The 18,675-nt window shown below is 73.8% G+C and carries 16 protein-coding genes; 6 read left to right on the top strand and 10 right to left on the bottom strand.

Translation table 11 applies throughout. The features are described 5' to 3' along the window. Entirely contained in the window at window positions 1-573 is a 573-nt protein-coding gene (locus tag ACZ470_RS07695; RefSeq protein WP_468425364.1) for a (2Fe-2S)-binding protein, read from the bottom strand. After that, window positions 573-1,463: an FAD binding domain-containing protein gene (locus tag ACZ470_RS07690; protein WP_468425362.1), complete on the bottom strand. Its 891-nt coding sequence runs from the start codon at window positions 1,461-1,463 to the stop codon at window positions 573-575. The genes ACZ470_RS07695 and ACZ470_RS07690 overlap by 1 nt, the downstream gene beginning before the upstream one ends. Window positions 1,464-1,807: 344 nt before the next feature. On the opposite strand from ACZ470_RS07690, the gene ACZ470_RS07685 reads away from it, so the two are divergent. Both ACZ470_RS07685 and ACZ470_RS07680 read left to right on the top strand, forming a co-directional pair. Further along, window positions 1,808-3,493 (top strand): PucR family transcriptional regulator, encoded by a 1,686-nt coding sequence (locus tag ACZ470_RS07685; protein ID WP_468425360.1) that lies wholly within the window; start codon window positions 1,808-1,810, stop codon window positions 3,491-3,493. A gap of 160 nt (window positions 3,494-3,653) precedes the next feature. After that, complete coding sequence (locus ACZ470_RS07680; protein ID WP_468426275.1) at window positions 3,654-4,415, top strand: hypothetical protein; 762 nt, start codon at window positions 3,654-3,656, stop codon at window positions 4,413-4,415. 183 nt (window positions 4,416-4,598) lie between these two features. On the opposite strand, the gene ACZ470_RS07675 is transcribed toward ACZ470_RS07680, so the two are convergent. Further along, on the bottom strand, window positions 4,599-5,438 hold the full coding sequence (locus ACZ470_RS07675) for a GntR family transcriptional regulator (protein WP_468425359.1): 840 nt from the start codon (window positions 5,436-5,438) through the stop codon (window positions 4,599-4,601). A gap of 169 nt (window positions 5,439-5,607) precedes the next feature. Here ACZ470_RS07675 and ACZ470_RS07670 point away from each other — a divergent pair, with 169 nt between their 5' ends. Next, a complete protein-coding gene (locus ACZ470_RS07670) occupies window positions 5,608-6,468 on the top strand; it encodes a (2Fe-2S)-binding protein (RefSeq protein WP_468425358.1) in 861 nt (286 codons plus the stop codon). 303 nt (window positions 6,469-6,771) lie between these two features. Next, window positions 6,772-7,815 carry a DUF2637 domain-containing protein gene (locus tag ACZ470_RS07665; RefSeq protein ID WP_468425357.1) on the top strand — a complete coding sequence of 348 codons (1,044 nt, stop codon included), beginning with the start codon at window positions 6,772-6,774 and terminating at the stop codon, window positions 7,813-7,815. A gap of 58 nt (window positions 7,816-7,873) precedes the next feature. Here the strand turns inward: ACZ470_RS07665 and ACZ470_RS07660 are convergent, their stop codons facing one another. Together ACZ470_RS07660 and ACZ470_RS07655 are read right to left on the bottom strand one after the other, a co-directional pair. Further along, entirely contained in the window at window positions 7,874-8,275 is a 402-nt protein-coding gene (locus tag ACZ470_RS07660) for an ATP-binding protein (protein ID WP_468425355.1), read from the bottom strand. A gap of 239 nt (window positions 8,276-8,514) precedes the next feature. Next, window positions 8,515-9,135, bottom strand: a complete 621-nt coding sequence (locus tag ACZ470_RS07655; protein ID WP_468425353.1) for a hypothetical protein — start codon at window positions 9,133-9,135, stop codon at window positions 8,515-8,517. Window positions 9,136-9,367: 232 nt separating this feature from the next. Between ACZ470_RS07655 and ACZ470_RS07650 the strand changes: the two genes are divergently transcribed. Then, window positions 9,368-11,533, top strand: coding sequence for a helix-turn-helix domain-containing protein (locus tag ACZ470_RS07650; RefSeq protein ID WP_468425351.1), 2,166 nt, complete (start codon window positions 9,368-9,370; stop codon window positions 11,531-11,533). Window positions 11,534-11,539: 6 nt separating this feature from the next. Here the strand turns inward: ACZ470_RS07650 and ACZ470_RS07645 are convergent, their stop codons facing one another. Continuing rightward, window positions 11,540-13,282, bottom strand: a complete 1,743-nt coding sequence (locus ACZ470_RS07645) for a pyruvate dehydrogenase (protein ID WP_468425350.1) — start codon at window positions 13,280-13,282, stop codon at window positions 11,540-11,542. A 66-nt stretch (window positions 13,283-13,348) separates the two neighbouring features. Next, entirely contained in the window at window positions 13,349-14,773 is a 1,425-nt protein-coding gene (locus ACZ470_RS07640) for a protein phosphatase 2C domain-containing protein (protein ID WP_468425348.1), read from the bottom strand. 172 nt (window positions 14,774-14,945) lie between these two features. Here ACZ470_RS07640 and ACZ470_RS07635 point away from each other — a divergent pair, with 172 nt between their 5' ends. Next, window positions 14,946-15,428, top strand: a complete 483-nt coding sequence (locus tag ACZ470_RS07635) for a DUF456 domain-containing protein (RefSeq protein WP_468425346.1) — start codon at window positions 14,946-14,948, stop codon at window positions 15,426-15,428. A gap of 9 nt (window positions 15,429-15,437) precedes the next feature. Here ACZ470_RS07635 and ACZ470_RS07630 read toward each other — a convergent pair whose 3' ends face one another. The 3 genes from ACZ470_RS07630 to rsgA all read right to left on the bottom strand — a co-directional run bounded on the left by ACZ470_RS07630 (window position 15,438) and on the right by rsgA (window position 18,496). After that, the gene (locus tag ACZ470_RS07630; protein WP_468425344.1) at window positions 15,438-15,941 is read right to left on the bottom strand and encodes a methylated-DNA--[protein]-cysteine S-methyltransferase; all 504 of its coding nucleotides are present in this window, start codon (window positions 15,939-15,941) and stop codon (window positions 15,438-15,440) included. 2 nt (window positions 15,942-15,943) lie between these two features. Continuing rightward, window positions 15,944-17,332 carry a DNA-3-methyladenine glycosylase 2 family protein gene (locus ACZ470_RS07625; protein WP_468426273.1) on the bottom strand — a complete coding sequence of 463 codons (1,389 nt, stop codon included), beginning with the start codon at window positions 17,330-17,332 and terminating at the stop codon, window positions 15,944-15,946. 72 nt (window positions 17,333-17,404) lie between these two features. Next, window positions 17,405-18,496 (bottom strand): ribosome small subunit-dependent GTPase A, encoded by a 1,092-nt coding sequence (gene rsgA, locus ACZ470_RS07620; RefSeq protein ID WP_468425342.1) that lies wholly within the window; start codon window positions 18,494-18,496, stop codon window positions 17,405-17,407. Between the last annotated feature and the right edge of the window lie 179 nt (window positions 18,497-18,675).

The following is an 18,675-nucleotide window of genomic DNA, read 5'->3' as shown; positions in this document are numbered from 1 at the left end:
TCAGACCCCCTCGGACTGGCGTGCGGCCGCCAGGCGGACCGCGTCCATGATCTTCTCGTAGCCGGTGCAGCGGCACAGGTTGCCCGACAGGGCCTCGCGGATGTCCGCGTCGGTCGGGTTGGGGTTGTGCTCCAGCATCTCGTCGGCGGCGACCAGCAGACCCGGCGTGCAGAAGCCGCACTGGACGGCGCCGGCGTCGATGAACGCCTGCTGGATCGGGGAGAGTTCGGTGCCCTCGCCGGTCTGCGAGTCGGTGCCCCGGGCCTGCCATCCCTTGGCCTCGTCGAGCGAGGTGCCGTGGGTGTCGGTGCCGCATGAGCGCTGCTTGGCGAAGTCCGCCAGGCCCTCCACGGTGACGACCTCCCGGCCCTCCGCCTGACCTGCGGCGACGAGACACGAGCACACCGGCACGCCGTCCAGGCGGACCGTGCACGAGCCGCACTCGCCCTGCTCACAGGCGTTCTTGGAGCCGGGCAGGCCGAGCCGTTCGCGCAGCACGTACAGCAGGGACTCGCCCTCCCAGACGTCGTCGGCTTCCTGGGGTCGTCCGTTGACGGTGAAGTTGAGTCGCATTACGCCGCTCCCTCCGTGGTGCGGTGGGCGCCGCGGTACGACTCCCAGGTCCAGGTCAGGGTGCGGCGGGCCATGACGCCGACCGCGTGGCGGCGGTAGCTCGCGGTGCCCCGGACGTCGTCGATCGGGTTGCAGGCGGCGGCGCACAGATCGGCGAACCGCTTGGCGACGGACGGGGTGATGATCTTCCCGTTGTCCCAGAAGCCGCCCTCCTCCAGGGCCGCGTTCAGGAACTCCTCGGCGGCCCGGGCCCGGATGGGCGTCGGGGCGGCCGAACCGATCCCCGTGCGCACGGTCCGGGTCTCCGGGTGCAGGGCGAGTCCGAAGGCGCACACGGCGATGACCATGGCGTTGCGGGTGCCGACCTTGGAGTACTGCTGCGGGCCGTCCGCCTTCTTGATGTGCACGGCGCGGATCAGCTCGTCGGGAGCCAGCGCGTTGCGCTTCACTCCGGTGTAGAACTCGTCGATGGGGATGCGGCGCGACCCGCGCACCGACTCCACCTCCACCTCGGCGCCGGCGGCGAGCAGCGCCGGGTGGGCGTCCCCGGCCGGGGAGGCGGTGCCGAGGTTGCCGCCGACGCCGCCGCGGTTGCGGATCTGCGGGGAGGCGACCGTGTGGGAGGCGAGGGCGAGGCCCGGCAGCTCGGCGCGGAGCCGCTCCATGATCTTCGAGTACGGGACGGAGGCGCCCAGCCGTACGCTGTCCTCGCCGGTCTCCCATTCGTAGAGGTCGCCGATGCGGTTCAGGTCCATGAGGTACTCGGGCCGGCGGTGGTCGAAGTTGATCTCGACCATCACGTCGGTGCCACCCGCAATCGGCACAGCGGCGGGGTGCTCGGCCTTCGCGGCGAGCGCCTCCTCCCAGCTGGCGGGGCGAAGGAAGTCCATGACCGGCTCTCTTCTTCGTCTCGTGGGGCGTACAGATTGAGCCAATCCGTGTGCGGCGGGCCCGGCTCGTTCATGTGCGGTTCACTCGGAGTGGGCCCAGTACACCGCCGGGTGCTCCGCGGGGGTCAGTCACGGAAACCATGAAGGAGTTGGCTGGCCAGCAAGGGCATCTTGTAGATTCGTATGAACGGAGGTCGTCTGTAACCTCCCCACCTTCCTCCGGTAACAGAGGACACGGTCCAGGACACGGCCGACACCGCTGATCAGCCACCCGACGGGCCCTCGCCGGAAGATCCCCGCACGGTCCATCGTAGGTATCGAGACAAGAAACGACGGAGACGAGAATGCGGCTGCGCGCACTGCTGGACACCGACGCGCTGGGCCTGAAGCTGCTCGGCGGCGAGGACGAGCTGGAACGCGGTGTGCGCGGCGTGATGACCACCGACCTCAGGGATCCCAGCCGCTATCTCTCCGGCGGGGAGCTGGTGCTCACCGGTCTGGCCTGGCGCCGGGACGCGGCGGACTCCGAGCCGTTCGTACGGATCCTGGTGCAGGCCGGGGTGGCCGCGCTGGCCGCGGGCGAGGCGGAGCTGGGCGATGTGCCGGACGATCTGATCGTGGCCTGTGCGCGGCACCGGCTGCCGTTGTTCGCGGTGCACGAGTCGGTGGCCTTCGCGACGATCACCGAGCACGTCGTGCGGCAGGTGTCCGGCGAGCGGGCCGGGGACCTGGCGGCCGTGGTGGACCGGCACCGGCGGATGATGACCTCGGGTCCGGCGGGCGGCGGCCCCGACGTCGTGCTCGACCTGCTGGGGTCCGACCTGGACCTGCGGGCCTGGGTGCTGTCGCCGACCGGGCGGCTGATCGCCGGGTCGAAGGTGGCCGGGTCCCCGGGGACGGGGGCACTGCCCGCCGAGGTGTGCGCGCGGCTCGCCGCGGAGCAGCTGGCGGCCGCCCGCACCGGGCGGCGCGGACCCTACCGGGTGGCGGTGGACCGGACGACGTACAGCCTCTTCCCGGTGCGCGGCAGCGGTCGCTCCGCGGCTTCGGCGGGGGACGTGCGCGAGACGGTGCTGTCGGACTGGGTGCTGGCGGTCGAGGCGGACGCCGGGGAGTGGCCCGAGGAGCGGCTGGACCTGCTGCACGGCGTCACCCAGCTGATCGCCGTGGAGCGGGACCGCCGGGACGCGGCACGGACGGTGCGGCGGCGGCTGGCGCAGGAGGTGCTGGAACTGGTGCAGACGGGCGCCGCGCCCGCCGAGATCGCGGCGCGGCTGCGGGTGGCCGCGCCGGTGCTGCTGCCCGGGCTCGGCACCGCGCCGCACTGGCAGGTCGTGGTGGCCCGCGTCGACTGGGACGGCGGGGAGGTGGAGGGCGGCCCGGTGGCGCAGTCGCTGCTGGAGGAGATCCTGGTCGACCCGGCGTCGACGGGACCCGAGCACTCCGACCGCATCGCGGTGGCCCACACGGGCGACGAGGCGATCGCGCTCGTACCGCTGCCCGCGGTGACCGGCGAGCACGACGACTCCGCCGCGGGGGTTGTCGCGGACGCGCTGCTGGAGTCCGTGCGCGACCCGCTCACGGCCGGTCTGAACGACGACGGCCGGCTCACCCTCGGCGTCTCCGCCGCGGTGCACTCGGCGGAGGGGCTGCGTGGGGCGCTGGAGGAGGCGCGGCACGCCCGGCGTGTGGCCGCGGCCCGGCAGGGCCGGGTCTGCGCGGCCGGCCACCAGGAGCTGGCCTCGCACGTGCTGCTGCTGCCGTTCGTCCCCGACGACGTACGACGTGCCTTCACCGCCCGTCTGCTGGACCCGCTGCGGGACTACGACCGCCGCCACCGGGCCGAGCTGATCCCGACCCTGGAGGCGTTCCTCGACTGCGACGGCTCCTGGACCCGCTGTGCGTCCCGGCTCCATCTGCACGTCAACACGCTGCGCTACCGCGTCGGGCGGATCGAGCAGCTGACGAGCCGTGATCTGTCCCGTCTGGAGGACAAGCTGGACTTCTTCCTGGCGCTGCGGATGAGCTGAAACCGTCCGTGGGCGGGATCACGAATCCGGCCCGTGGTTCAGGACTTTGTGAAATCCTTCACCCACCCTCTTGGCCGGGCCCCGTGGTTCGTGCTGAGATGCGGCCACCACTCAACAGCTCGATGGCGTGCTCGGGGAGGGCAACGTGGCGCATACCGCCATGTCCGGTGACGGAACGACCGCCGATGACGATCCCCTCCAGACGGCGGTGTGGCGGCTTCGCTCCCGCGCCTGCTGGGCGGACGCCGCCGCGCTGCTCGAACCCGCCGGTCCGAAGGCGGCGTTGCAGCGGGCGTCCCTGCTGGTGGAGCGGTGTCTGTACACCGAGGCGGGGTGGGAGGAGGCGGAGGACGCGCTGCGTACGGCCGAGGCCGCGGCGGACTCCGACGACGAGCGGGGGGCGGCCGCTTGTGAACGCGGGTACTTGGCCTACGCCGCCACCCTGTTCGCCGTGCGCGACCGGGCGGACGAGGCGCGGGCGGCGCTCGGCCGGGCGGCGGCGCTGATCGCTCCGGGGGCGCCGGGGCGGGCGCTGCTGGACTTCCGGCGCGGACTGATCGCCGAGAACCTCACCCGGTCCCCGCAGGCGGCGCGGGCCGCGTACCGGCGCGCCCACGCGGGCGCCACCGCGCACGCCGACCCGCTGCTGCTCTCGGCCACCTGGCGCCACCTGGCCGGACTGGCCCTGCGGGAGGGCGAGTTGGCGGAGGCCCGGCACGGCTTCGCCGAGTCCCTGCGGATCCGCGAGGAGTTGGGCTACCTCGTCGGCACGGCGCCGGCGCTGGTGTCCCTCGCGGACACGGAGACGGAACCGGAGGCGGGGCGCCTGCGCGAGGAGGCTCGCCGCCTGTTTCGCCTCCTCGGAGGCGTTCCCACTTGGCTGGCCCACCAGTTGGCCCCACCGGGGGCCGCCACGGCGTGAGGGGCGCCCGTCCCTGGGGGCTGCGCCCCCAGACCCCCCTTTCGGCCCTTCGGGCCTCGTCCTCAAACGCCGGACGGGCTGAACTACTCAGCCCCTCCGGCGTTTGAGGAGCGGGGGTCCGGGGGCAGCGCCCCCGGGGACGGGACGGGAAGGGGCGGCGGGGGCGAGAGAAACCCGCCACCCTCACCCCGCCCCGTTGAAGTGCTCCCCCACCAGTGACCGCACCACATCCAAATCCCCCGCGATCAACGCGTCCAACAGCGCCGTGTGCTCATGCGCGTCCGCCACCAGCTCCGCCCGCCCCCGCGTCCCCGCCCCCGCCCCACCCCCGACCAGCGGCCACTGCGCCCGCCGATGCAGATCCTCGGCGATCCGCACCAACTGCTCGTTCCCCGCGAGAGCGAGCACCGCACCGTGGAACGCCCGATCAGCCTCCGCGTACGTGGCCCGGCACCCCCCCGACGCCGCCCGCACCGTCGCCTCCGCCAGCGGCCGCAGCTCGGCCCACCGCTCGGCCGGCACCGTCCGGGCCAGCCGCATCATCACCGGGACCTCGAGCAGCGCCCGGACCTCGGCGAGCTCGGCCAGTTCCCGCGCGCCCCGCTCGACGACCCGGAACCCCCGGTTGGGCACGACCTCGACCGCGCCCTCCAGCGTGAGCTGCTGCATCGCCTCCCGGACGGGCGTGGCGGAGACGCCGAACCGCTCGGCCAGCACCGGCGCCGAGTACACCTCGCCGGGCCGCAGGTCGCCCGCCACCAGCGCGGTGCGCAGGGCGTCGAGGATCTGCCCCCGCACGGAGGACCGCTGGACGGCGGGCCGGGGCCGGGGCAGGACGGGCTCGCAGTGCGTGTGCTCGCCGCGCGCCGCACCACCCCCGTCACCGCCCGGCCGGTCGCGCTCCCGGCCGGCGTCCCGGGCCACCGGCTGGACGGGCACCCGGAAACGGCCCGTGGCGGCGGGGCCGGCCGCCGCGTCCCCCATGGCGGCGGAGCCCTGCGTGCCTTGCGTGCCCTGTTTCACAAGGCCCTCCTGCGGACGTATCGGTACTTGGGGTCATTACGGCGGGTTGTCACCTGTCCGTCAAGCACCATAAGCGCACAGGGGCTACCGGTTCACATCTCACGGATCTTCGGTAAGGTGAGCCTTACCTTTATTGGCCCGGCTCCATGAGACGTGAAGGGGTGGCCCCATGCCCGTGCCCGGTTCGGCCGTCGCGGACGCGTACGCCCGCCTGGCGGAGGCCTTCCCCGCCCTGGCCGTCACCGAACTCGGCACCGGAGAGGCGGCGCCCACGGGCGGCGGCTGGGTCGCCGCGTCCGGGCTCGCCGAGGGCGGCGCGGCGCTGGAGCGCTTCCTGGCCTGGGACGACACCCAGGTGCTGCGGGACTACGGACAGCAGGGCCGCCCCGACGTGATCGCCACCTTCGGTCTGCACCGCTACGCCTGGCCCGCCTGCCTGCTGATCACGGTGCCGTGGTTCCTGGACCGCCGCGTGCCCTACTACCCCGTGACGCACGTCTCGTTCGACCGCACCGCCGCCGGCCTCGCCGTGGGCCGCATGGCCGTACGTCCGGACGGTTTCGCCTGCCTGCCCGGCGACCCCGCTGCCGCACTGCCCGGCGCGCGCGTGGTGCCCGACGAGGAGGCGCTGCGGGCGGAGGTGCGCGCGGCGGTCGCCCAGCACCTCGAACCCGTCCTGGCCGGTTTCGGACCCCGGATGCGGCGCCGCGGCCGGGCCCTGTGGGGCATGGCGACCGACGAGATCGTGGAGAGCCTACGGTACGTCTCGCAGCTGCTCGGCGAGGAGGAGCGGGGCCTGCGGGAGCTGGAGCTGCTGCTGCCGGGCGCGACCAAGCCGTATGTGGGCGCGGCGACGTTCCGCCGGCCGAGCGGGCCCGGCGCGGCGGAGGAGGGCGTCACCCGGGACCGGGTCAGCTGCTGCATGTTCTACACGCTGCGCCCCGCGGACATCTGCGCCACCTGCCCGCGCACCTGTGCCACCGGAGGGACGGGGAGGCGGGCCACCGAGCTGGCCGCGCAGGCGAGTTGACGCCACGTCGGACAACGGCACCCCCTTTCGGCGGGTAAGATCATCCGGTCTGTACGCAGCGGAGGTCACAGGGGATTCACAATTCCCTCACCCGTCGAGGGAACTTTCCGCGGAACCACCCGTACGGGTAGTCTTATTCGAACTCAACTCCCGCCCCTCACGCGGCAGTTCGAGCAGAACGCCGCCCTGGGCATCCCCCTCGCACTTCGTTGGCGGCCTCTTGCCCCGAAACCCCCTGAGGGCCGCTGGGATTGGGCCACTATGGCGGGCGTTACGCCCTATCCCAATGCAAGGGACCCCTAGATGAGACTGACCGACATATCGCTGAACTGGCTGCTTCCGGGCGCCGTGCTGCTCCTGGGCATGCTGGCGGCGGTGGCGGTGCTGGCGCGCGGGAAGCGCTCCTCGGTCAAGGACACCCGCGCCGACGACTCGTGGGAGCGCAGCGAGGAGCGGCGCAGGCGCAAGGAGGCCGTCTACGGCACCGTCTCCTACGTGCTGCTGTTCTGCTGTGCGGCGGTGGCCGCCGCGCTCTCCTTCCACGGCCTGGTCGGGTTCGGCGAACAGAACCTCGGACTGTCCGGCGGCTGGCAGTACCTCGTCCCCTTCGGCCTGGACGGCGCGGCGATGTTCTGCTCGGTGCTCGCCGTGCGCGAGGCCAGCCACGGTGACGCGGCCCTCGGCTCGCGGATACTCGTATGGACGTTCGCCTTCGCCGCGGCCTGGTTCAACTGGGTGCACGCTCCCCGGGGCGTCGGACACGCGGGCGCCCCGCACTTCTTCGCGGGCATGTCCCTGTCGGCGGCGGTCCTGTTCGACCGCGCGCTGAAGCAGACCCGCCGCGCCGCCCTGCGCGAACAGGGCCTGGTGCCGCGCCCGTTGCCGCAGATCCGTATCGTCCGCTGGCTGCGCGCCCCGCGTGAGACCTACGGTGCCTGGTCGCTGATGCTGCTGGAGGGCGTGCGCAGCCTCGACGAGGCGGTCGAGGAAGTACGCGAGGACAAGGCCCGCAAGAGCGAGGCGAAGCAGCGCCGGCGGGACCAGCAGCGCGTGGAGCGCGCCCGGCTGAAGGCGATCAGCCGCGGCCACCGTGGCTTCGTGGGCCGGGGCGGCGGGCGCGAGCTGGAGACGGCAACCGTGGAGCGGGAATCCGACCTGGTCTCCGCGGAGCCTGCCATATCGGCGCCGGAGGCCCTGCCCGTCCGCTCGCGTCCCTCCCTTCAGCCGGTCCGCACCGGCTCTGACGCGATGACCGTCGACCTCACCGCCGAGGACGACACCCAGGCGCTGCCGCGCCTGGACTCCCTGGAGCGCAAGCTCAAGGACCTGGAGCAGCAGTTCGGCTGACGCCGCGCGGCGGCGTGTGCGGGGGTGCGGTCCGTGCGGGCCGCGCCCCTTCGCCGTTTCAGGCCGCGTCCGCCTCGAGTTCGAACCAGACGGACTTGCCCACCCGGTGCCTTCGTACGCCCCACCCGTCGGCCAGGGACTCGACCAGCACCAGGCCCCTTCCGTTCGTGCCCTCGTCGGCGCACGGGGGGCGCGGCCGGGGCTCGTGGGCCACGAAGTCCCGTACCTCCACCCGTAGACCACGGGGTCCGAGGGTGGCCGTCAGGACCGCCTCGTAGTCGGTGTGGACGAGCGCGTTGGTGACGAGCTCGCTGGTGAGCAGTTCCGCCACCTCGGAACGCTCCGGTGTCCCCCAGTGCCGTAGCAGTTCCCGTAACGCCCGGCGGGACTCGGGCACCGCCCGTAGATCCGCCCGCCCCAGTGTGCGCCTCAGCTGAGCCGCCGAAGCCTGCCTCTTCATGGCCCCCGCCCGCGTGCCGATGTCGATTCCCCCTGTACTCGAACACCTTCACGGGAATGCTTGCCCGGTCACCCGGCCCGGCAGTCATGCGGGACGGTCACGGTCCGTGGTTGGCCGAAGTGCGATGGACACACAGATGGACACACAGAGGCCCACGCAGGCGCGCGGGGCCGTCCTCCCGACCCCCGGACGGGAGGACGACCCCGGCTTCTCGCAGTGGTCGTGGCGGCCGTGCGGCCTCAGTACAGCTTGGTGACGGCCTTCTTCGTCGTCTTCTTGAACGCGCCCACCGGGGCGTCGTCGAAGTCGCCCATCTGCCCCCAGCCGACGACGGTCACGGTCCTGCCGTCCCGTCCCACGGACAGCAGGTGGACGTCCGTGGCGCCCCAGGAGGTCTCGGTGTGCAGCCCGTGCACCTGCGCGCCCTCCTCGACCGGCAGCTTGCCGTAGTACCGGCCCTCGGCCTCGATGTCCGGGTAGGACTCCTCGATCCGGTCGGCGCAGGTACGGATCTCCTTGTTCAGCAGGGCGGCCAGCGCCTTGCCCTTGGCGGCGGAGCCGGTGACGACGGTGACCTGTACGGCGCCGGTGTCCAGGTCGGTGTGGAAGACCCGGTGCCGGTAGTCGTACGCCGGTACGCCCTCGCCCAGACAGTAGGCGAGCTCCACCGGGAAGCCGTCGGTGACCGGACCGGCGGTCCAGGCGGACGACGGGTGCGGGGGCAGCTCGGACGCCGCGAGGAACTTGGGCGAGGGTGCCTTCTGCGGCGCGGCGCCGGCCGGCGCGGTGAGTGCCGTGCCGGCGGCGAGTACGGCGACGGTGAGCGTCGCGAGGGTGGCGGCGCGGGTGTGCCTGGGCATGGATGTCCCCCGTGTGGTGAGCGTGATGGAATGGCGGCTGCCGTCGTGGCGGTTCGCGGTACCAAGAGCATCAGCCGTCTCAGGAGGCGGGCGCAAGCGTCGTCGCCGGATCCACCGGCATGGAACCATCCCAGCCCGTCCGACGTGCAGGTATATGGGGTGCCTGGGATGCCGTCCCAGGGCCCGGGTCGGTCAATTCGGGTGCGGGGTGACGGTGTCGGCGCAGGACGACGTGGCTGAGTTCGCGGCACTGCTGCGGGAGCTGAAGGAACGTACGGACCGCAGTTACGGCTCGCTGGCCCGCCGCCTGAACATGAACACCTCGACGCTGCACCGCTATTGCGCCGGCGAGGCGGTCCCCGTCGACTTCGCGCCGGTGGAACGGTTCGCCGCCCTGTGCGGCGCGACACGCGCGGAACGCCTGAACCTCCACGACCGCTGGCTCCGAGCAGCCGAATCCCGCCAACGCCCACGCGGCGCACGGGCCCAGGATCCCGACCCCGGCTCGGACTCCGACCCCGGCTCGCACTCCGGCTCCGGCTCCGGCTCGGGCTCGGGCTCGGGCTCGGTGCCAGGGCCGAACTCAGGCTCGGGCTCCGAACCAGTCACGAGTCCCGGCGCCGACGCGGGCGAGCAGCGCGCCGCCGCGCGGGAGCGGGCGCATGGCGCAGACCCCGGTGTCCCGGCCGCCGGGCCCGACGAGCCGCGGCCCGGACACAGCGCCGCTGCCGACCCCAAGCGCCGTGCGGCGGCCCCCGGGGCACCCCTCGACGGCACACCGGACCCAGGCACTCCGGGCGGGCGCCACGGCGAGAACCCACCTGCCGCCGGACCGGACGCAGAAGGCGGAGCGGCCCACGCCGACGGGCCCGACGCGCCGCGGCCCGGACACAGCGCCGCCAAGGGAGTTGGCCCCGAGCGCCGTGCGGCGGCCCCGGGGGTGCCCCTCAACGGTGCACCGGCCCCGGGCGCTCCAGGCGGGCGCCACGGCGCGAACCCGCCGGCCGCCGGACCGGCTGCGGAAAGCGGTGCGGCGCGCGCCGACGGGCTCGACGAGCCGCCGCCCCGACACAGCGCCGCCCACGGGGTCGACCGCGCCGCCATCGGCGGGCCGGACCCCGTAGCCGACCCCGAGCACCGTGCATCGCCCCCCGGGGCACCTCTCTACGGCGACCCCGCCGACGGCGGGCCGGACTCCGTAGCCGACCCTGAGGCCGCCGGCGGGCCGGACCCCGTAACCGGCGCCGGGCGCCGTGCCGCGGCCCCCGGGGCACCCCTCGACAGCGCACCGGACCCGGGTGCTCCGGGCGGGCGCGACGGCGCGAACCCGGCGGCCGCCGGAGCGGACCGGGTCCGCAGTGGGCCGGCCGCCCGGACCGGCGACGCGGTGCCGGACGCGGCGAGCGGACCGGGCGCCGCAGCCGCCACTCTGATCGGGTACGGACCCGGAGCTCGCGGGCCGCGGCCCTGGTATCGGCGCAAGCGGGTTGCCGTCGCCCTCGCCGCCGCCTGTGCGCTGCTCGCCACGGTGGGGAGTCTGGCCGTGCTGCCGGACGACCGGCGGGCGTCCGGCGGGAGCGGGCCCGCCGCCCAGCCACCGAGCGCGTCCACGACGAGTGACGGCCCGACGGCGTCCCGCAGCGGCACCTCCTCGCCCTCCCCGTCGTCCCCCTCCGCGACCGCCACCGCGAAGGAGGGCGGCCCCTCCTCCCCCGAGGCACGGCGCAAGCCCGACGCCTCCTCCCCCGGTGCGACGAAGTCGAAGGCCCCCGTCGGGCCACCGCCCCTCACCTGGTCCGCCGACTCCCACGTCTGGGCGCACGGGTGCGGGCACGACTACGTCATCGCCAAGGCCCCGAAGCAGGTCCCCCCGCCACCGGCCCCGCAGGACGCCGGGACCTGGGCCGGGACCCAGTCGGCCGTGCACGGGGGCGAGACGATGGTGGAGGTGTCGGTGCAGGGGACGTCCGACACGGCCGTCGTCCTCACCGCGCTGCGTGTCCGTGTGGCCGGCCGCGCCGACCCCGCGCAGGGGAACGCGTACGCCATGGACCAGGGCTGCGGCGGCGCGCTCACCCCGCGCTCCTTCGACGTGGACCTGGACAAGGACCGGCCCATCGCCCGCGCCGTCGCCGGGAACGACGCCGGTACGCCGATCCCGGCCGTGCGCATGCCCTACCGCGTCTCCGCGACGGACCCCGAGGTCCTCCTCGTCACCGCCCGCACGGCGCACTGCGACTGCCGCTGGTACCTGGAGCTCGACTGGTCCTCGCAGGGCCGCACCGGCACGGTCCGTATCGACGACCACGGCCGCCCGTTCCGCACCAGCGGCATCGAGGGCCTGCCCCGGTACGAGTACGACACCTCGGCACGCGGCTGGAGGCCCCGCGCGCAGTGAACCCCCTTACGGGCGCGGCACGTTGCGCAGATTGGACCGCGCCATCTGGAGCATCCGCCCCACACCGCCGTCCAGCACGATCTTGGACGCGGACAGCGCGAACCCGGTCACCATCTCCGCGCTGATCTTCGGCGGGATGGACAACGCGTTGGGGTCGGTGACGATGTCGACCAGGGCGGGACCCTTGTGCTTGAACGCGGACTTCAGCGCCCCGGCGAGTTCCTTCGGCTTCTCCACCCGCACCCCGTGGGCGCCGCACGCGCGGGCGACGGCGGCGAAGTCGGGGTTCTTCAGGGCGGTGCCGTGCGAGGGCAGTCCCGCGACCAGCATCTCCAACTCCACCATGCTCAGCGAGGAGTTGTTGAACAGGATCACCTTCACCGGCAGGTCGTACTGCACGAGGGTGAGGAAGTCGCCCATCAGCATGGTGAATCCGCCGTCGCCGGACATCGACACGACCTGCCGGCCCCGGTCGGTGAACTGCGCCCCGATCGCCATCGGCAGCGCGTTGGCCATCGAGCCGTGGGAGAACGAACCGATCACCCTGCGGCGGCCGTTGGGGGTGATGTAGCGGGCCGCCCAGACATTGCACATCCCGGTGTCAACCGTAAAAATCGCATCGGAGTCGGCCATCTCGTCCAGGACGGACGCCACGTACTCGGGGTGGATCGGCACATGCTTCTCCACCTTCCGCGTGTACGCCTTCACCACCCCCTCCAGCGCGTCCGCGTGCTTCTTCAGCATCCGGTCGAGGAACTTCCGGTTGTCCTTGGTGCGGACCCGGGGCATCAGACAGCTCAGCGTCTCCTTCACATCGCCCCACACCGCGAGGTCCAGCTTGGAGCGCCGGCCCAGGATCTCGGGCCGCACGTCCACCTGGACGATCCGCACGTCGTCCGGGAGGAAGGCGTTGTACGGGAAGTCGGTGCCGAGCAGGATCAGCAGATCGCACTCGTGGGTGGCCTCGTAGGCCGCGCCGTAGCCGAGCAGTCCGCTCATGCCGACGTCGTACGGGTTGTCGTACTGGATCCATTCCTTGCCGCGCAGGGCGTGCCCGACCGGGGACTTGATCTTGCCCGCGAACTCCATGACCTCGGCATGTGCCCCCTTGGTGCCGGCACCGCAGAAGAGGGTGATCTTCTCGGCCTCGTCGATCATGTCGACGAGGCGGTCGATCTCGGCGTCGCCGGGGCGGACCGTGGGCCGGGAGGTGACGAGGGCGGTCTCGGCGGGGTTCTCGGGGGCGGCATGGTCGGCGATGTCACCCGGGAGAGTGACGACGCTGACGCCGGAGCGGCCGACGGCGTGCTGAATGGCGGTGTCCAGCAGCCGGGGCATCTGCCGGGGGCTGGAGATCATCTCGCTGTAGTGGCTGCACTCGCGGAACAGCTGGTCGGGATGGGTCTCCTGGAAGTAGCCGAGGCCGATCTCGCTGGACGGGATGTGGGAGGCGAGGGCGAGGACCGGGGCCATGGAACGGTGGGCGTCGTACAGGCCGTTGATGAGGTGGAGGTTGCCGGGTCCGCAGGAGCCCGCGCAGGCGGCGAGCCTGCCGGTGACCTGGGCCTCGGCGCCGGCGGCGAAGGCGGCGGTCTCCTCGTGCCGGACGTGGATCCAGTCGATGGCGGCGTTGCGGCGAACGGCGTCGACGACAGGGTTGAGGCTGTCGCCGACGACGCCGTAGAGCCGCTTCACTCCCGCGCGGGTGAGGATGTCGACGAACTGTTCCGCGACGTTCTGTTTGGCCATGGCTTCCGTCTGCCCCTCGGGTGTCGAAGATGCCTGACGGGTTCCATGAATTCACACCGGGCGGGCTCACGCCTCCCAAACGGCGACGGCCGTACGGTCGTCCGCGTACCCCTTGACCCGTACCTGGGTGTCGGCGAGGAACGCGGCGAGGCCGGGCGGTTCGGGGCGCGACCACCGGTCGGCGAGGTGGGCGCGGAGGTCCCGCTCGCCGCGCAGGGGCTCGGCGAGGCCGGTGCCGCACATCAGCAGGGTGTCACCCGGGCGGGCTATGGAGGTGCGGAAGCGGAAGGGTTCGCGGGGCGGTTCGGGGGCCGGTTCGTACGGGCTCGGGGGTGTGGGGATGCCCAGGTCCATGGTGAGACGGTCGCCGTCGGGGGTCTCGGAGGGCGGCGAGCCGAAACCGACCACGGGTTCGCCCCTGACGTCGGCGACCTCGGGTTCGATGTCCTGCCACTCGCCGTCCCGCAGCCGGAACAGTCCGCCGGGGCCGACGCCGAAGAAGACCCGGGTGCGGCACTCGGGGTCGGCGGGCAGGAGGAGGCAGCGCAGGGTGGCCGCGTAGCCGTCGGGTTCGAGGCCCTGTTCGGCCGCGCCGGCGCGGAGCCTGCCGAGGCTGCGGTCGGTGAGGCGGTGCAGACCGGACTTGAGGTCGGCGCGCCGGGCGGCCCTGATGTCGTCGACGAGGCGGGCGTGGCTGCGGCCGACCGCGGCGCCGATCCACCGGCAGGCGTCGGCGGCGGCCCGGTGCGCCGCGGGCGCGGTCCGGACACCGGTCGCCAGCGCCACGAGGACGAGGGCCTGCTCCCCCGAGCCGAACCGGGCGGTCAGCAGCGCGTCGCGGCGCGGTTCGCCCCGGTACCGGGCTGAGTCCCCGCGTACGGACGCGGCACGCAGGGTGCAGGCCCCGTACCGGGCCCCGTCCAGCACGGTGTCCGGCACCGGGTCACCCGGGTCGTCGGGGTCGGCCTCGGGGAGGGCGGTGGGCTCGGCGTCGTAGGTGGGCGGCCGGGACCCCACGTAGGCGCGGGACGACGGCGGGGCGGGGGGCGGTTCGAGACGGGAGGGACGGGGGTCGGCGGGCTCGTCCGCGGGTTCCGGGGCCGGAGGGGGCGTGGACGGTGGCGTCGGGGCGGTGGCGGGCGTCCAGGAGCCGAAGGCCGTACCGGAGGTGGGGGCCGTCGGAGGCCGTAACGGGTGCGGCCCGGGCGGACGGCCGGTTCTCGGCGGGAAGGTCACCGGGCCCGGGGGTGTGGCGGGCGGGGGTTCCCAGGGGGCGCGTGGCGGGCGGGCCGCCGGCGCGTCGGGCGCCGGGCGCGGCTCGGGGACCGTCGGTGCCGGACCGCTCGTGTTCAGCGTGCCGGACGCCGAGGCGAAGCGGTCGTCCAGGGAATCGGGCGCCGGTGTGGGGCCCGTGTCGTCGGTGGCCTCGTCGTACAGCTGACCCCACCAGTCGTCCTCGGGACCGGTGGGCCTTCCCCCCTGCTGGCTCATGCCCCCAATTGTCCACCGCGCGGGCCGCGTGAAAACGGGGCATCCGGAAAATGTCCGTCCCGCGGCACGCCCGGGAGGGCCCGTCGGGTGAACGGCGGGACGGCTGTGCGACAGGGAGTCACCGGGGCCGTTCCGTCCTGCGCCGCCTCCCGGACTCCTGCACCCTGGACAGATGGGAGCGTGGGACCTCCTGCTCGCCGGACTGGTGCTCCTGCTCGGACTGTGCGGAGTGCTGCTGCCAGGAGTGCCCGGGTCGTGGCTGGTGTGGGCCGGGGTGCTGTGGTGGGCGCTGAAGGATCCACGGCCCGTCGCCTGGTGGGTGCTGGTGGGGGCGACCGTCGTGCTGTTCCTGTCCCAGGTGGTGCGCTGGGCGCTGCCGCCCCGCCGGCTGCGGGCGGGCGGGGCGGACGGGCGGCTGCTGGCGTACGCGGGCTGCGGGTCGTTCCTGGGCTTCGTGCTGCTGCCCGTGATCGGCGCGGTTCCGGGGTTCCTCGCCGGGATCTACGTCTGCGAGCGGCTGCGGCTGGGCCGCCACGGTGAGGCGGTCGCGGCGCTGCGCACGGCGATGCGCTCGGGCGGCTGGAGCGTGCTGACGGAGCTGTTCACCTGCCAGCTGATCACGGCGGCGTGGCTGGGCGCGGTGTTCTGGGGCTGACCCGCGCGCTCACGGCCCGACGGGGAGCGCGCCCTCGTGGGTGAGCAGCCGCACCTTGCGCTCCAGCCCGCCCGCGTAGCCGGTCAGGGCGCCGTCGGCGCCGATGACCCGGTGGCAGGGGCGGACGATCAGCAGCGGGTTCGCGCCGATCGCGCCGCCGACGGCCCGCACGGCGGCCCGGGGCGCGCCGATCCGTGCCGCGATCTCGCCGTAGGACACGGTCGACCCGTAGGGGACGTCGTCGAGCGCGGCCCACACCTTCTCCCGGAACGGGGTGCCCACGGCGGTCATGGCCAGCCGGAACTCCTTGAGGTCGCCCGCGAAGTAGGCGGTGAGCTGCCGCTCGGCCTCGCGGAACGGTCCGGGGTCGGGCCGCCAGTCGTCCCGCACGGTGCGCCCGCCCTTCTGCCCGGGCACGGACAGCGAGGTCAGTTCGCCGGTAGGGGCGGCCGTGAGCAGGAGCGGCCCGACGGGGCTGTCCACGCTCGTCCAGTACGTGGTGGTGGTCGTCATGGTTACTCCAACTCCCCTGCGGCACGCAGGTGGTTCAGGGCGTACGAGCGCCAGGGGCGCCAGCTGTCGGGAATGTCCGGTCCGGGCGGGGCCGCGTCCGGGTCGCCGAGCGCGCGGGTGCGGATCACGGCGACGGTACGGGCGTCCAGGCCGGGGACGGCGCCGAGGGCGTCCCGGGCGTCGTCCCGGTCGGCGCCGGGCCCGAGGCGTACGGTGCCGTCGGCGAGGGCGGCGGTGAGCGCGCCCAGGGTGCCGTCGGGTTCGGCGTCGGCGAGGACGGTGGTTTCGGGGAACAGGTGGGTGAGGCCGAGGCAGGGGGCGTCGAGCCGTTTGCCGTAGTGCCGGACCAGCCGTGCGGCCTCGTCGCGGCCCACCAGCGCGCGCACCGCGAGCTCCTCCGGGTCGGTGGCGCCCGGTGAGCGCAGGCCGGGCCGGGCGGCGACCAGCGGGGCGAGCCGGGCGTCGGCGCCGAGCCGTTCGTCGATGGCGTACGGGTCGGCGTCCAGGTCGAACAGCCGCCGCAGCCGTTGTACCGCGGTGGTCAGATCGCGGGGGTCGGTGAGGTGGACCCGGGCGTCGAGCCAGCCGCCGGGGTGGGCGCCGGGCCCGGTGTGCGGGCGTTCGTCGACGGCGGCGATGCCGGTGCCGTAGGGCAGGCGCAGGGTGCGCCGGTAGGTGCGGGTGCCCGGGGTGCCGCTCATCTCCTCGACGCCGGGGACGGCCTCGCGTTCCAGCAGGTCGAAGACGGGTCCCGCCTGGTAGGGGCCGCGGTGGGCGAGCCGCAGGGGGATCCCGGCGGAGGGTGTGGCGGTCCGTGCGGCGGCGCGGCCCCGGCGGGGCGCGGAGGCCCGCAGTGCGCTGGGTGTCGTGGCGTACACGGCCCGTACGGTGTCGTTGAACTGCCGCACGCTGGCGAAACCGGACGCGAAGGCGATCTGCGTGACCGGGAGCCCGGTGGTCTGGAGGAGCACGCGTGCGGCGTGCGCCCGCTGGGCGCGGGCGAGCGCGACCGGTCCGGCGCCGACCTCGCCGGTGAGCTGGCGCTGCACCTGGCGGGCGCTGTAGCCGAGCCGTGCGGCGAGTCCGGCGACGCCCTCGCGGTCGACGACGCCGTCGGCGATCAGCCGCATGGCGCGGCCGACGACGTCGGCCCGCACGTTCCACTCGGCGGAGCCGGGGACGGCGTCCGGGCGGCAGCGCCGGCAGGCCCGGAACCCGGAGCCCTGCGCGGCGGCGGCGGTCGCGAAGAACCGCACGTTGTCCCGCTTCGGGGTGACGGCGGGGCAGCTGGGACGGCAGTAGATCCCGGTTGTCTCGACGGCGAAGAAGAACACGCCGTCGAACCGGGCGTCCCGGCTGCGCACCGCCTCGTACCTGCTGTTCTCGTCCATCACGCTGTCCAGTGTCCGCCACCCGGGAGATCCCGGCTGGCGGATATCGGACATGGAGGTGGCGAGGTGGCGCTACCGCTGTCGGCCCCGCTTGGCCTCCATCGCCGCCCTGCCGATCGCGCCCTTGCGCTTCCAGTCCTTGCGGATCTCCGCACGGAGCCGGGCATCGGTCTTGGCGACGATGTACTGGTTCTCGCGGAGCAGCTTGCGGTAGCTGTCCAGGCGGCGTTGCGGCAGGGCGCCGGTCTCGATGGCTTCGAGGACGGCGCAGCCCGGCTCGCTCTCGTGGGCGCAGTCGTGGAAGCGGCAGTCCCGGGCGAGCTCCTCGATCTCGGCGAACACCTGGCCGACGCCGGTGCCGGCGTCCCACAGTCCGACGCCCCGCAGTCCGGGGGTGTCGATGAGGACTCCCCCGCCCGGCAGGACCAGCAGGTTGCGGGTGGTGGTGGTGTGCCGTCCCTTGCCGTCGACGTCCCGGGTGGCCTGGACGTCCATCACGTCCTCGCCGAGGAGCGCGTTGGCGAGGGTGGACTTGCCCGCGCCGGACTGCCCGAGCAGCACCGTCGTGCCGCCCGAGACGATGGCGGCGAGGACGTCGAGCCCCTCCCCGTCCTGGGCGCTGACGGTGAGCACCGGCACGCCGGGCGCGCTGGTCTCCACGTCCTGGACGAGGTGGGACCGGGTCACCGCGTCCGGCACGAGGTCGGCCTTGGTGAGCACGACCACCGGCTGTGCCCCGGACTCCCAGGCCAGTGCGAGGAACCGTTCGATCCGGGCCAGGTCGAGTTCCACGGCGAGGGAGACGGCGACGACGGCGTGGTCCACGTTGGCGGCGAGGATCTGCCCCTCGGACCGCTTGGACGAGGTGGAGCGCACGAAGGCGGTACGGCGCGGCAGGTACGCGCGTACGTAGCGCGGGTTGCCGCCGGGTTCGACGGCGACCCAGTCGCCGGTGCACACGACCCGCAGGGGGTCGTGCGGGGTGACGAAGGCGGTGTCGGCGCGCAGGGTGCCGCCGGCGGTGACGACGTCGCACTGGCCGCGGTCGACCCGGATCACGCGCCCGGGCAGCAGCCCTTCCGCGTCGTAGGGGGCGAACTCGTCGGCCCAGGCGTCGTCCCAGCCGTAGGGGGTGAGCGCGGAGGTGACGGAGGGGGAACTCATGGAGTTCAAGGGGGTGACCCTTCGGGTGGGTGGCCCCGGCGGCGCGTACGCAGGGTGGTACGCGAACTGGAAAGGGTGAGGTCAGCCGGTGGCCACGGAGGTGGACTTGATGGATTCGCGAATGCGGGCAGCGCCCAGCGCAATGACAGCCATCGGTCGACACCTCCTCACTCCATGAA

It is taken from the genome of Streptomyces sp. NPDC031111, from assembly GCF_055570675.1.
The sequence above is the reverse complement of the archived record's forward strand: the minus strand, read 5'-3'. Positions and strand labels throughout refer to the sequence as shown.